Below are 14,836 nucleotides of genomic sequence, written 5' to 3' on the forward strand. Positions count from 1 at the left end.
GACGCAGGGAATGCACCATATCTGAATGCCGTGCGGGTGCTTCAGTCCGTACGTATCGCCGGGTATGACCGAATACCTGATCTGGAGCGGCTTGGACCTATCCAGATCACGAATGCAGAACCGGAATTTGCCAAGGCCGTTCGCGATGCAATCGAAGCACATGGTGGGGCCGCCAGCATTGTCTCAGCCCCCCAAAGATCCGGCTTGTGCCTTTTCACCGAAGGTTTGCTGGAGAATCCGCCCGCCGAACGGCACTATCAGGCGCTACAGGCAGCATTGCTGCCCGACCGAAACACACATGCGATTATGCTGGAGCGTGCATCAAACGACGCCATTGATCAAATCAGCGGCCTATCTGGCCTTTGCCGGTCCATCAGAATTGAGCGACCAGGGACGCATATATACGCCCTCTCATTCCGCTCCTCACAAACCAATGTTGAAATTGCATCTCTAATTGTTAGTGCACTGAGTCTTCCAAGCGACGACTACACGCTAACTGAAGCTGGCGTTTATCGAGACTCTCCGGCCGATGAAGATGTCTTTCCACCATTGGCGCCTCTACGTGCTCCGGCTTCCACCGTGTGGCTTGTGACCGGCGGTGGCCGGGGGGTCACGGCGGACTGCACCATCGAGCTTGCCAAGCGCACTGGTGGTAGTTTCATTCTGCTCGGCCGCTCAGAAATCGTAGCGTGGCCATCCTGGCTGGAGCCGCAGTCAGAGCTGAAAGCACTTCGTGGCACGTTGGCCAGGAATAAAAATCATCCGGATGTCCCGAACACGCCTGCAGAGATAGATCGTTTCGCCCGAAAACTTTTGGCGAGCAGTGAAATTTCATCAACCCTGAAGGCCATTGAAGCTACAGGCTCAAATGCCAAATACGTTCAGGCCGATATTGGGGATAAGGAAAGCCTTCGTAGTGTACTCGCCAAGCAGGTAAGTATATCTGGCGCGATCACCGGATTGGTTCACGGTGCCGGTGTCTTGTCGGACGGACTGGCAGACAGGCTTGATCTCAAAAGCTTCGAAACGGTGTTTGCTCCTAAAGTAATTGGACTTCAGACCATTCTTTCCTGCCTGGATTTGCAAGCCCTTCACCATGTGGGCCTTTTCTCTTCTGCATCTGCAGTTTTCGGGAATGAGGGCCAGGCGAACTATGCTGCTGCGAATGCGTGGTTGAACAATGTCGCTGTTCAACTGGCTGCCGAATTGCCCAACACTCAGGTGAAGTCCTTCTGCTGGGGGCCCTGGCACGGCGGAATGGTCGACGATGCCCTGGCCCGTATGTTTACGGAGCGCGGTATCGGGCTCATTTCCCGACAAGAAGGCGCTCGTATTTTTGCCGACCAGCTTCTGCATTCCGTGCACGATCAGGTTCGTTTTGTAATTGGTGACGAATGGGGCAGTGCATGACCCTGTTCGAACCGATAGCAATCGTCGGACAGGGGTGTGTTCTGCCAGGTGCGCACTCACCCGAAGAATTGACCGAGATTGTCGCGGAACGCCGGATTGTCTATGGCCCGGTTGCACCTTCCGAATTGGGGCTCTCTGGTGACGCAGCAAAAAGGCTTCCTTTCGTATCTGGTCGTGTGAGGGGATTTGATCAGGTTTTCGATCCCGATCGTTTCCGTATCAAGTCTGTTCCAGTTGTTGAGATGGATCCGGTCTGCAAATGGCCTTTGCAGGCTGCAATGGATGCGTGGGAGGACGCCGCCCGTCCGAAAGTGAAGCCTTCAGCACTCGGTGTTTTCGTTGCCAATCTCTCATATCCATCCGCGGGTCATGTTGCTTTTGCTTCCCGGATTTGGGGAGGCGAACCGCCCCCCTCCCCGCATTTGGCTTTGAACTCAGCCCTTCCATCCCGTCTGATCGCAGAAGCACTGCGCTCCACGGGCCCCTGCTTTTCCCTCGATGCCGCTTGTGCGTCCTCGCTCTACGCGATCGATATCGCTTGCAGAAAACTACAAACGCGGCAGATCGATTGCGGTGTCGTTGCTGGTGTGAATGCCGCCGACAACCTCATCCTTCATATCGGCTTCGATGCTTTGAATGCGTTGAGCCCGTCTGGCAGATCCCGCCCCTTTATTAAGGGTGCTGACGGTCTGGTGCCATCCGAAGGCGCTGCCGCGCTGGTGCTGAAACGTCTCAGTGATGTGCATCCTGGTGAGCGAGTGCACGGCGTCATTCGAGGCAGCGGCCTTACCAACGATGGCCGCCGTAAGGGTCTTCTTGCGCCTGCGTCCGAGGGGCAAACAGACGCAATGAACCTCGCACTGGACAGCGGCGGCATTGATCCGAGCACGATCCAGTACCTGGAGTGCCACGCCACCGGTACCGCTATTGGCGATGGCGTCGAAATTTCGTCGATCAATTCTGTGTATGCAGACCTGGAGCATTTGCCTGTTGGATCACTCAAGGCAAATACCGGACATCTGATAACAGTTGCCGGTCTCGCGAGTGTACTTAAACTTACAGGTGCGATGGCGCAGGAAATTCTGCCGGCCACTCCGTTGGATGGCGAACTGCTGGATCGACTCCGCAATTCAAATGTTGAGGTTCAATCCAGCCAGAGCACCTGGGAAAGCGGGCTTGCTCCAAGGCGCGCAGCGATCAGTAATTTCGGTTTCGGGGGCAATAATGCCCATCTGATCCTCGAACAGCACCAACCTGCAACTCGATCAGGCCGCAACAAATCGTTCAAGCCATCGGCTGCGCCAGACATAGTCGTGTGCGCCGCAACCCTGATGGCTGGCAGTGATAGAACCACGAATTCCGTCCTGAGACGGTTTATGAACCAACCGGTCACTGCTGCAGGAAAATTGGAAACTATTGGCGCCGACGCTGCGAACGCAAGGACACCGCCCAAGGACCTGACGCAGGCCGAACCGCAACAATTGGCAATTCTGTCCACCGTCAGTGAGGCATTGGACAGAGTTTCTCCCGTTAAGAATGAGCAGGCAGGTGTTTTTGCAGGCATGGCATGCGCCGCGGACTCTGCACGATGGGCGCTGAGGGAAAGAGTATCGTCTTCCGGGCAAACCCCGGATGATATCGCTCCAAAACTCGATTCCGCCATGGTGCTCGGCGCTATGGCAAACATGGCAGCGAACCGCATTACATTCGGCCGAGACATTCGTGGGATGGGCTATTCCGTCTCTGCAGATGAAGCGAGCGGACTCGCTGCACTGGATCTGGCGGTCGATGCTTTGCGCTCGGGGCGCCTGAAGATGGCGATTGTGACGGCCGCCGATTTTGCTTCCGATCCGGTGCGCGCCAAAGCCTTACGCACCTTGTACGGAATAGAAAATCCCGGCGATGCTTCCGCAGCGCTCATTCTTAAACGCCGCGAAGATGCAGAAGCTGCAGGTGATCCTATTCTTGGGTCAATCAAGTCCATTGACTGGAAGAATACAAAGACTTCTGGCGACATCAGTTTATTCACTGCGCTTTTCGGCGAAGCGCCGGTGGCAAACGCCCTTGTTGAGGTCGCCCTCCATTTTCTCCTGAATGCACACAGTCAAAAGACGACTCCGGAAGGGGCGGTACCGACGCTGTCCTCTTCTCGTAGGGCTGCCCGGATTTCCGTACCGAGCGGCTTGGCAAATGCAGGTGCATCCGCATCGCTGGCGCTGTCACCGCCTCTGGTGCTGCCCGACCCTCTGAGACCGACACCGCGACTGATCCACGTCGCTTCAGACAGTCGGATAAAACTCGTGGAATTTCTGCAAGCAGGCCATGAAGGCGGCCAGGGCAAGTTCAGAATTGCGCTTGTCGCTTCAAGTGAAGATGAGATCTCACGCTTGCGCACAAAAGCAATACGGGAACTCTCAAAAGACCAAGCACCTGACGGTCCGGGCATCTACTACGGTGAAGGTGAACCTCAGGGCCAGCTGGCATTCATGTTTACCGGCTCGGCCGCGGTCTATCCAAGAATGGCAAGACGCCTTCTGATGGCATTTCCAGCGATCCGGAAGAAGCTGTCGAAACTGTCTCGCGCTGAAGAGATCTCTTCATTGCTATCGCACGCGAACTTGTCCGAATTTGAACAGCTTTGCGCTGGCACACTTGTCAGCCAGGCCCACGCCATTCTTTGGCTCGATATCCTGAACGTGAAGCCTGACGCAGCCATAGGTCTTTCCCTCGGCGAGTCCAACGCGCTGTATTCGTTCGGGTACTGGAAAGATCCGGGTGCTCTTCTCGATGAGATATCCGAAGCCGCAATGTATGAGCGGCATATCGGTGGTGAATTTGAAACGGCCAGACAAGCGTGGGGCCCGAACGTTCCAACGGATTGGACCAACTGGCGCCTGCAGGCTCCGGTTGGTGATGTTAAGGCCGCACTTCCACGGCACCCAGGCGTCGAAATTACCATCATATACACGGACGAAGACTGCATGATCGGCGGCCCGGCCGAGGCGTGTCGCAAACTTTGCGATGAATTCGGTAGTCGATCTGGCGTGAAGATGAACCAACACCTCATCGTCCATGCCAAAGCGATGCGGCCATTTGCCGAGACGTGGCGGCGCTTGCATACGCGGGAGGTGCATCGGGGGTCGAATGTCCGGCTATATGCGAACGCCATTCACGGGGCTTATGAGCCAGAGACGGACATCGTCGCTGATATGCTCACCCGGCAGGCCGTCGACACAGTGGATTTTCCAAAAACTGTCCGCCAGGCATGGAAAGACGGCGTGCGGACGTTTCTGGAGTTGGGGCCACGGGACACATTGACCGCCAGCCTTTCCAGTACCCTGAAAAACAAGCCTTTTAAAGCGATCTCGACGGACCGGATCGACGCATCGGACCTTGGCCAGATCGCACATGCTGCAGCGTTCCTGTTCGCCGACGGCCGAGAAATCAATCTGAAACCGTTGCTTGAAACCCTCACCGCCGCTCAGAAAAACGAGGCCGCGCCCGCCGGCCAATGGAACGCGACCAGACCGGTACCTTATCCCATGCCAAAGATTGTCAAAGACCGACCAGGCCCTGTGCAGGGTGGTCTACCGCCTGCTCCCAGACTGCGCATACCGGACTATGCCATGACTATACCGTGCCATCAGGGCACTCAGGCATGCCGGCGGCCGGAGCCTGTTCCAGGCAAATGTGCCGAGCCGCCGCAAAAGGTGGTGAGCGGCACAACTGCGCTGAAGCGCCGGGTGCCGACCGGACCGAAGCGCAGCCGGCAAGACATCGAAGCCTCCTCCCAAGGAAGCATGTCAGACTTTTTTGGTCCTGCGTTCCAGGCGCAGGATTCGTATGCCCGGCAAGTCAGGTTGCCGGCACCGCCCCTCCTTCTGGTCGACCGGGTCACCGGCATTGATGCCGCCCCCACGGAAGAAGCGGGTGGCATAATCTGGACCGAAACGGACCTCTCCAATCATACTGACTTTGTCCATGATGGCCGGGTCCGTCCGGGACCGCTCATCGAATGCGGACAGGCGGACCTAACCCTGATCGGATGGATGGGGGCCGATCTGCGCAACAGGAGTGAGCGGGTTTACCGCCTGCTTGGCTGTGAAATCACTTTCCATGAGGGCGGTCTTCCGAGCATCGATGACACGCTGGGCTTCCAGATCGAGATCACCGGACACGCAGAACTGGGTGGAGTCCGGATGTTCTTCTTCCAGTATGACTGCCGCACGGACAACCGGCTGGCCTTCTCCGTCCGCAACGGACAGGCTGGCTTCTTCACTGATCAGGAACTGGCCAATAGCAAGGGCGTCATCTGGGACGCCGCCAAAAATGCGCCTCCGACCGCTGAGCCGGCTGAATTCGAACCTCAACGTGTCAGCGCGAAGCGGAAATTCTCCGAAGACGATGTCATCGCTTTCCGAAACGGCGACGCCTTTGCCTGTTTCGGCGACGGGTTCGAGCTTTGTGCCGCGCACTCCAATCCACCGCACATCCCGGGCGGAAAACTCGCCCTGTTTGACGATGTGATCGCGTTCGACCCACAAGGCGGACCGTGGAAGCGGGGCTATCTCCGCGCCCGTGCGGCCACGCCCGCCTCCACCTGGTTCTATGACGGGCATTTCCATAACGATCCCTGCATGCCTGGCACGCTCATGGCGGAAGCGGCTGTGCAGGCACTTGAATTCTACGCGGCCGCAGTGGGCCTGACAGTCGAGCGGGACGGCTATGTCTTCGAGCCGGTGCCGGAACACACGGCGAAGTTCGTATGCCGCGGCCAGGTCATTCCGGACAAGGACCACCAGGTCACTTATGAGGTCTTCATTGATGAAATCATCGATGGGGAAACACCGGAGATCTATGCCTCTCTGTTGGCGCGCTCCGACGGACACAAGGTGTTCCATTGTCCGCGCTTTGGCATTCGCCTGCGCCGGAACTGGCCGGCGGCGCGTGTTGATGCACACCCCCTGCTGATCGGACCGGAGCAGGAAAGCCGCGGCGACCAAGCCGCCCTGCTCGACTGCGCCAATGGCGCGCCTTCGGCCGCCTTCGGCGAGATGTACCGGCGCTATGATGATCAGGGCAACGTACCCCGCCTGCCGCAGCCGCCCTACCACTTCATTTCGCGCGTGACGTCAGTCACCACCCGCCCGGCCGAGGAAACCCTCGGCGCAACGATGACGGCGGAATACGATATCCCGCCGGACGCATGGTATTTTGACGACAATGTGAATGGCACGATGCCATTCGCCGTCCTCTGCGAAATCGCGCTGCAACCCTGCGGATGGCTGGCGAGTCATTCGGGCTTTGCGCTGGTCGGCACGCTTCGCTTCCGCAACCTCGAAGGCGACGGCTTCCTTCACATGGAAGTCGGCCGGAACGATGGCATGCTGAAGATCCGCAGCACGCTGACCAATATCGCAAAAGTTGGCCCGATGACGCTGGTGTCCTTCGATGTGGACGTCACAACCGGAGACGGCAGAAAAGTTCTGGACCTGAAAACCCAGTTCGGCTTCTTCCCGCCGTCATCCCTTGTCCGGCAGGCGGGCCTTCCGCCGAAACCCCACTTCACCGAAGCGTTCGACCTGCGCCCGGCGACCATGCAGATCGGCATGCAGGAACCGCGCGCATCCGGCCGGATGAAAATGATCGACGAGATCGACTTCTGCGACCCGGACGGTGGCGAAGCCGGTCTCGGACTGATCCGCGCACAGCAATACGTCGATCCGTATGCATGGTATTTCAAGGCACACTTCTATCAAGACCCGGTACAACCCGGATCCCTGGGTCTGGATGCGATGATACAGGCCTTGACCCAGCTCGTCTGGAAAAAGGGCCTGCACAAAGGCTTGGCACGCCCCCACCTGACCACGCTTGCACCAAATGCCCCAATGAAATGGAGCTATCGCGGACAGGTCACGCCTGAGAGGAAAACCGTGACCAGCGTCATGGAAATCCTGAGCATTGAAGAACGTCGCGATGATATCCTGATTACAGCACGAGGCAGTCTGTGGCGCGACGGGCTCCGCGTCTACGAGGTCGGCCCCATGAGCGTGTCACTGAGAGACCTTGGCTAGACAGCCAGGGCCCTCGTGACAATCAGCTGGCCCGTCTGAAAGGTCTGAACTTCCAGTTTGAGCCCATCCTGCTCCTGAGAGAAGCAGCTTGTCTCACCAGTGATGTAGGCGGACGGCAACCGTGTGCGGCGTGCGCCCCCTTTCAGACCCGTGCCGATGGCTTTGAGAATTGCTTCCTTGGCTGTCCAGCAGCGCAAGAAGGCGATTGGTTCGACTTCGTGGGCCACAGCCGCCCGAATGACTTCAGCTTCGTTGTCTTCGGCCATCATGCTCAACATCGGTTCCCAACCCACAGGTCGGACAAGCTCTACATCGATACCGACGGCGCCGGTTCGGGACAGTGCGAGCCCGTTCAGACCTTCACTGTCGGAAAAGCTGATGAAGACATCCGGAAAGTCTGGCAGAAACGGCTTTCCCATTTCATCGTGCGCGATGAGAACGTCGGCAGATTCCCTGCCGAGCAAACATGCGAGCAATTGGCGTCGCTCGACGATGCTGGCTGTGAGCAAATCGCATTTATCCGATGACAGGAGGCGCCCTACGCGGGACCTCTCTGAATCTGACAGGGCCGATGTATCCGCCAACTCGGGGCGTGATCGCCAGACCCATGCCCCTTCAGCACCATGAACCGGTGCATGAGACCCTGCTATGGCTTGAAGCGCTTCGAGCATCGTTCCGACTATTAGGGGGCCTCTTCGGCCCTGACCAGACCTGACGGTGGTCAGAGCCATAGAGGGGCTCGTTCACTGATCAGGACTGATGGCGGAATTGGAACGATCAAACAAAGTCGCGTTGAGGAGCGTTGGCTCAATCATGGTATAGCTTGCCGCCTTGCCCCGAATAAGCGTTTTGTCGGTCGCGACAAATCCCATGCTGGCAAGACGCTCGCCGATGCTATCGACCAGATTTTCCGGACAGCCGGTATAAAACAGAGCGACCCGGTCGGCATCTGACAGAGCCGCCTCAATGCCTCCCTCGACGATCAAGCCACCGCCAAGGAATGCATCCTTCTCCTGGGTGGACGCCTTGCGATATTCGGCCATCGACATTTCAACGGTGCGCCAGAATAGTGGTCCCGGATACCGGATCGTCGCGTCGGTGAATACGCCATAGATCGTAGCATCCGGACGCGCCTCCCAGGCTGCCGCGGCTGAGTAGTCATAGCATGTAATGACCGGGGCATCTTCAAAGCCGTTTGCGTCGGCATAAGCGAACGCCGCCTTGTAATCTTCCTGTTTCGCATGGTGGAAATGTTCGTTGATGGCAGAGCCGGTTCCGAGCGATGCGAACGCAACCAGAAGCGCCACTTTCACCCTCAGGTCCCGCAGGGCTGTCACGGTATATCCGGCGCCAAGCACGAGGCCCAGGCTCACTGGAACAAACATTCGGACATGGGCGATCGGGTTGAGCAGATGTAGCAGCGTGATAATCAACGGGTAGACGATGACCATGCCGGCAATGCAGAGCGCGAGTGACTTGCGATCATGTCGCCACGACAGGATCGCCCCGAGTGTTCCCCGTCAGCGACTGTGAGACAGATCGGCCAAATTGCTTAAGGAGGATTTCTGGCACATCGTAGCCCGCCAAGGGAGCGAAGATGAGACAGAAATCCGGGCCGGAAGGATCGGCCGAAAAACATGTGAAAGAGATACGCCGTAAGACCCGGCGCAAATTCTCTGCCGAAGAGAAGATCCGCATTGTTCTGGAAGGCCTGCGCGGAGAGTATTCGATTGCCGAGTTGTGTCGGCGTGAGGGGATCGCCCAGGGCCTTTATTACACCTGGTCGAAGGAATTCCTCGAAGCGGGAAAGAGGCGGCTCTCCGGCGATACCGAGCGCCAGGCGACGTCCGGTGAGGTGAGCGGCTTGAAGCGCGAGATGCGGGATCTGAAGGAAGTAGTGGCCGACCTGACGCTGGAAAACCGCATTCTGAAAAAAAGCGTGATCGGGGATGGGGAGGATACCGAATGAGGTATCCCGCATCCGAGAAGCTTGAGATCATCCGGCTGGTCGAGCAATCGCACCAGCCGGTGAAGAAGACGCTGGAGCAGATCGGCGTGTCGCGTCCGACCTTTTACAGATGGTATGATCTGTATCGCCGGTTCGGTGAAACTGCTCTCGAAGACCGGCGTGGTGGCTCTGGCCGCGTGTGGAACCGCATCCCGAATGATGTGCGCGAGCAGGTGCTCGAAATGGCGCTCGACCGACCAGAACTTTCTCCCCGCGAACTGGCGGTGACGTTCACCGACGAGAGGCGCTACTTCGTCTCTGAGGCCAGTGTTTACAGGCTTCTGAAGGCGCATGACCTGATCACCAGTCCGGCCTTCATCGTGATGAAGGCGGCAAATGAGTTCAGGGACAAGACGACTGCACCCAACCAGCTCTGGCAGACAGACTTCACCTATCTGAAAGTGATCGGCTGGGGATGGTTCTATCTCTCCACCGTGCTTGATGACTTTTCCCGCTACATCATCGCCTGGAAGCTCTGCACCGGCATGGCGACGAGCGATGTTGAGGATACGCTCAACCTGGCACTGGAGGCTTCAGGACTCGATGAGGCGAATGTGGTTCATCGTCCGAGACTACTCTCAGACAACGGACCATCTTACATCTCTGGCGACCTGGCTGAGTATCTTGCCAGCAAGGGCATGGCGCATACACGCGGGGCGCCTTACCATCCCCAGACGCAAGGAAAGATCGAGCGCTGGCATCAGACCCTGAAGAACCGCATCCTGCTGGAAAACTACTTCCTGCCTGGAGACCTTGAAGCGCAGATCGACGCCTTCGTCGGCTACTACAACCATCAGCGCTATCACGAGAGCCTGAACAACCTCACCCCAGCAGATGTCTACACCGGGCGCGGCCAGACCGTCCTGCTCGAACGCGAAAAAATCAAAAGGAGGACGATGAAACTGCGGCGCTTGCAGCACGCCCAATCCGCTGCTTAACTCAAACCCAGATGCGCCAGACCCTCCTTAAGTCAGGCAGCCATCTGCCTCAAAATACCTGACGACGGACACTTCCAGCTTATCCGTAAGCATCCTGTCATTTCCGGTATCGGCGCTGCTGGCGTGGTAGCAGGTTGCGTTCTCAGCCTCCTGTTTGCCGGATACGAAATAAGTCACCGTGAACTTCCAACCAACAAATTCTGGTGGAAAGTCGACCGGAAGATTCAACACACATTTTTCGGTGGCCTACCCGTTAAACTGGGCGACACGACATATAATTCAGCCCTGATTCTGCTCGACTCTCATGTCGACCCGGTGGAATTGGACGTGGAGCGTCCGAAACAGGAAACCAATTTGATGTCGTTCTCCGGCGGAGGCATGACCTCGTTTGGAAACGACCTTTTGCTACTTCCCTACGATGGGATCATCTATAAAGCCCGACCGGATATGAGCGCCCAGCGCACTGCGATCCGGGCACCGGATACCCACCGGGACGAGTTCCGTGCGCTGTCAGAAACGGAAGCGTATAAAGACTATCACTTTGACCTCTATTACATTCGCTACAATGATCTGAAGTATTTCGAGGCCGGTGACCAACGAGGCCTCCTTGCGTCCTACACGGAGTATCACTCCGACGGTGAATGCGCGACGAATACGCTCGCACGGCTCGATTTCGCCAGCAGTGCGACAACGATTGATGACGTCACAGCGGAACCGAACGACTGGGAGATTGTTTATCGGTCCTCCCCCTGCCTGAAACTTAAAAAGCGCCTGTCCGCACTGGAAGCCCACATGGCCGGCGGACGCATGGCGATTACCGGTCCGGAAACTGTTTATCTCACCAATGGTGACTACCACATGGATGGGATGAGATCGGATGGTCATGGCATCGCGCAGGACCCCGAGAATGAACTCGGTAAGGTCATGCGCATCAACTACCTGACCGGAGAGAGCCAAATCGTTTCAATGGGCCACCGGAACATGCAGGGCATCGCCGCCTTGCCAAACGGTGATGTGTATGTTGCCGAACATGGTCCGCAAGGCGGAGATGAACTCAACCTTATCAGAGAAGGAGCCAACTACGGTTGGCCCAAAGAATCTTATGGTCTGACGTATTCCAGCGGAAAGCTGCCTGAATCAGACTCCTTCGGCCGCCATGATACTTATACGCCACCGGAATTTTCCTGGCTTCCCTCACCGGCCATTTCTTCGATGATCTATATCAAGCCGTCCTTTCATGATGCCTGGACAGGCGATCTGTTGATTGGGTCGCTGATAACCGAGTCATTGTGGCGAGTACGGTTTGCCAATGGAAAGCCTGTCTATTCCGAGCAAATTCCAATCGGCTCACGCATCCGGTCTCTCTGGCAACATTCGAATGGTCAGATTGTTCTCTGGACAGACAATCATGAGCTTATCTGGCTGACAGCCCGTGACATCGGGGGCTACGCGCCAGTTCTGGATGAGTATGTGAAATGGCATGGCATCAGCCCGGCGACGGCAAATCGCCTTGCCGCCTCGGTTGAGCGCTGCGCGGAGTGCCACTCCTTTCAGATGGCCGCCAATTCGCGTTCACCAAGTCTGGCTCGCATCTACGGCGAACGGATTGCTTCATCATCTTATGCAGGCTATTCCGACGCCCTTCGCACGAAAGGCGGTCGTTGGACGGACGAGAACCTGGCGGACTTCCTGACCGATCCCCAATCATTTTCGCCAGGCACGACAATGCCAAATGTGATGGAAGGTGATCGTGCGACAGCCGAAGATGTGGTCAAGTTTTTGAAATACTACAATGACAAATTTTAGATGCCTGCCTTCGGAAGCCCCTCAATAGCCACCCGGGTTATTCATCTGTTTCACAGACCGGACTTTCATTGAGATTGCCGATATCGAGGACGGGCGCTGCTTCGAGGTTTTCGGCGTCGAGCAAACTGGTTACTTGCTCCAGAACGGTAACGAGCATGGCTTGCTGCCAGTCAGGCAAAGCGTCGAAGCGAGTCGAGAACACTTCATGCAGAGGGTCAGGAGAGCTGACGAGCGCATTCTGACCCGCTGGCAATAAGCGCAACCAGACGCGACGTTTGTCTTCGTCACACTTGCGCCGGGAGATAAACCCTCGCGCCTCGAGCTTGTCGATCAGGCTGGTGATTGTGGCGTGATTCAACTGGGTGGCCTCGGCGAGATACCCTGCTGAAACTTCAGGGTACTCAGTCAGGATTCGCAGAACGCTCAACTGCGAGGGGGTCAGTCCAGCCATTCGGGCAAGTCGCTTTGACGACAATTCCGTCACCCGCTGGATCCTGCGCAGGGCAATAAGCGCGTCTTCAGATCGTTTACTCAATGTCTTGAACCTAAAAGGGCGCCAGGCGTGGACCGAGAGCAGTTTTCAGAGGCTCAAGGTGTGCCTCAAATGGGCGCCACTGTTCAAGCCCGCCTTTGTTAATTGGGCGCCTCACTTGCTCTGAGCTTGCCGTTCGCACTGCCCGCTCGGTCTGATGGAAGTTTACGCAGCGCTCATCAAATGGCAGGTCGCAATAATCCAGCAAGCGCCGCACCTGCCCTTCCAAATCGTTCAACACGTCTTCATGTTGCACACGTAGAATGCGGCCCGCCGGCAGGACCGTATCCCAATGCTCCATCAGGTCTACATAGGCCCGATAGTATGCGCCGATGTCTTCCAGGCTGTAAGTAAATTCCTGCCCCTCGGCGAAGAGCTGTTTGAATCCAGACCAACAACAATCCATCGGATTGCGCCGCGCATCGATGATCTTCGCGTTCGGCAGGATCAGTTGGATCAGGCCGATATGGCGGAAATTGTTCGGCATCTTGTCCGTGAAAAAGGGTGCGCCCTGCCGGTGGATTCGAGTGTTTTCGATATAATCTTCGCCAAGCGCGCTGAGTTCCTCGGCGGACATATCGTGCAGGATGCGGGGATAGCGATCCCGGTCGGTAATCTGGCTGCGCCCGCGCAACCTGTGCGCCAGAGAAAGAATGTTTGGCAATTCCAGCGTGCCATCGACGTCCGGGTGGGAAGCAAGGATTTGTTCGATGAGTGTCGAGCCCGCGCGCGGCAGACCGACGATGAAAATCGGGTCCGGGGCCGGACAGCCCTTCCCGCTTTGGGTTTCGAACAACGATGCGGTGCAATGCGTTTTTTGCGCTGACAGTTCGGCCTGCATCTGTTCGGTCGTGTATCGGATCGTCTGATGCTTCAGCGCATTGCCGCTGGCATAGGCAGCAAAGGCTGCGTCATGAGCCTTCTGGTCTTCCCGTGCCTTGCCAAGGGCAAAGGCAATATGAATACGCGACATATGATCAAGGTCCGGCGAGGCCGCCTGCGCTTCCATGACGGAAAGTTCTTCGTCGGTGAAGCGATACGTCTTGAGATTTGCGAGGCCGTACCAGGCATCGCCATGGCCGGGCGCAACTTCCGCAGCACGCCGGTATGATGCAATGGCGTCTTCCGTGCGGCCATAGGTCTTCAAGGCATGGCCGCGAGATACAAGCGTTGCCGGATCGTCTGGCAATACTTTCAGGACACGGTCAAAATATTTCAGTGCAGTCTCATAGTCCCCGGCCTGCATGCTCTCGATGGCATAGTGAGACTGAAAGACCGGATTGTCCGGATCGCGGGACATCAGGAAATTCGCCTGGTCCAGCGCAGCTGCGAATTTCTGCCGTTTGCGCAACACCTGGATGTAGTCGAGGCGGAGCTGAATGTTTTCCGGATTGAGCTCGACCGCGCTTTCCAGAAGAAAGTCTGCATCCTCCTGCACCCCGAGACGCGAACCGATATCGGCGAGCAGGCGCATGCCCTCAACGTGCGTGGGATTGCGCTGCAGGAAGAGGCGCGCGATTTCCTCCGCCCGGAAAATTCGGCCTTCATGAATGTGATTGGTCACCGCCAGCAACTCGCGTGGCAGAGACCGAAGCCGTTGCGCCTGAGCGAGGGCACTATTGGCTGCATCGGGATTGCCGCCCGCGGCGAGCAGGTCCGCCTTGGCCTTCCAGCTGGCAATGAGGGACGGATTATAACGGGTGGCACGCTCGAATGCAGTCAGGGCGCCGGCATTGTCGCCCAGCTTGCGCCGGAGATGACCTTCCTCCTGCCAGGCGCGTCCGTAATCCGGCGAAACGGCTTTCAGCTCGGCAAGGTGGGTGAAAGCGTCGTCATGACGGTTTTCATAACGTGCGCAGACCGCAGCCATGTAGAGGGCGTCCCGGTGCTCTGGCTGCTGCGCCAGAACATCTGCAGCGATCTTCGACGCGGTCCGGAAATCGCCAGACTGGATCGACTTTTGCGCCTGCTGCAGGGCAGCCTCAGGTGTGGCCAGTTCAGTCATTGCGTCGGGGCATTCCTCAATATGAAAACAGCGCCCTGAACCTGTCAGGGCGCTGCTTCTGGA

General features: G+C 57.3%; 8 protein-coding genes. 4 read left to right on the top strand and 4 right to left on the bottom strand.

The window, feature by feature from the left end:
- The first annotated feature begins 36 nt into the window (after positions 1-36).
- Both R3C98_RS08130 and R3C98_RS08135 read left to right on the top strand, forming a co-directional pair.
- On the top strand, positions 37-1,410 hold the full coding sequence (locus R3C98_RS08130; protein WP_371313614.1) for an SDR family NAD(P)-dependent oxidoreductase: 1,374 nt from the start codon (positions 37-39) through the stop codon (positions 1,408-1,410).
- Entirely contained in the window at positions 1,407-7,484 is a 6,078-nt protein-coding gene (locus R3C98_RS08135; protein WP_371313615.1) for a beta-ketoacyl synthase N-terminal-like domain-containing protein, read from the top strand. The genes R3C98_RS08130 and R3C98_RS08135 overlap by 4 nt, the downstream gene beginning before the upstream one ends.
- On the opposite strand, the gene R3C98_RS08140 is transcribed toward R3C98_RS08135, so the two are convergent.
- Positions 7,481-7,993 carry a 4'-phosphopantetheinyl transferase superfamily protein gene (locus R3C98_RS08140; protein ID WP_371313616.1) on the bottom strand — a complete coding sequence of 171 codons (513 nt, stop codon included), beginning with the start codon at positions 7,991-7,993 and terminating at the stop codon, positions 7,481-7,483. The two genes, R3C98_RS08135 and R3C98_RS08140, sit on opposite strands and share 4 nt — an antisense overlap.
- A gap of 234 nt (positions 7,994-8,227) precedes the next feature.
- On the bottom strand, positions 8,228-8,935 hold the full coding sequence (locus tag R3C98_RS08145; RefSeq protein ID WP_371313617.1) for an alpha/beta hydrolase: 708 nt from the start codon (positions 8,933-8,935) through the stop codon (positions 8,228-8,230).
- Positions 8,936-9,081: 146 nt separating this feature from the next.
- Here R3C98_RS08145 and R3C98_RS08150 point away from each other — a divergent pair.
- Positions 9,082-10,430 (top strand): IS3 family transposase gene (locus R3C98_RS08150; RefSeq protein ID WP_371313352.1). Its coding sequence is split into 2 segments (ribosomal slippage): positions 9,082-9,415 and positions 9,415-10,430, totalling 1,350 coding nucleotides; the frame shifts between segments, so codons are not numbered across the junction.
- Between the two features lie 327 nt (positions 10,431-10,757).
- Positions 10,758-12,236: a PQQ-dependent sugar dehydrogenase gene (locus R3C98_RS08155; RefSeq protein ID WP_371313618.1), complete on the top strand. Its 1,479-nt coding sequence runs from the start codon at positions 10,758-10,760 to the stop codon at positions 12,234-12,236.
- Positions 12,237-12,273: 37 nt separating this feature from the next.
- Here R3C98_RS08155 and R3C98_RS08160 read toward each other — a convergent pair whose 3' ends face one another.
- Together R3C98_RS08160 and R3C98_RS08165 are read right to left on the bottom strand one after the other, a co-directional pair.
- Positions 12,274-12,687, bottom strand: coding sequence for a MarR family winged helix-turn-helix transcriptional regulator (locus R3C98_RS08160; RefSeq protein WP_371313619.1), 414 nt, complete (start codon positions 12,685-12,687; stop codon positions 12,274-12,276).
- 94 nt (positions 12,688-12,781) lie between these two features.
- Positions 12,782-14,773 (bottom strand): sulfotransferase, encoded by a 1,992-nt coding sequence (locus R3C98_RS08165; protein WP_371313620.1) that lies wholly within the window; start codon positions 14,771-14,773, stop codon positions 12,782-12,784.
- Positions 14,774-14,836: the final 63 nt, after the last annotated feature.

This window comes from Hyphomonas sp. (assembly GCF_041398465.1).
Taxonomy (GTDB): Bacteria; Pseudomonadota; Alphaproteobacteria; order Caulobacterales; family Hyphomonadaceae; genus Hyphomonas.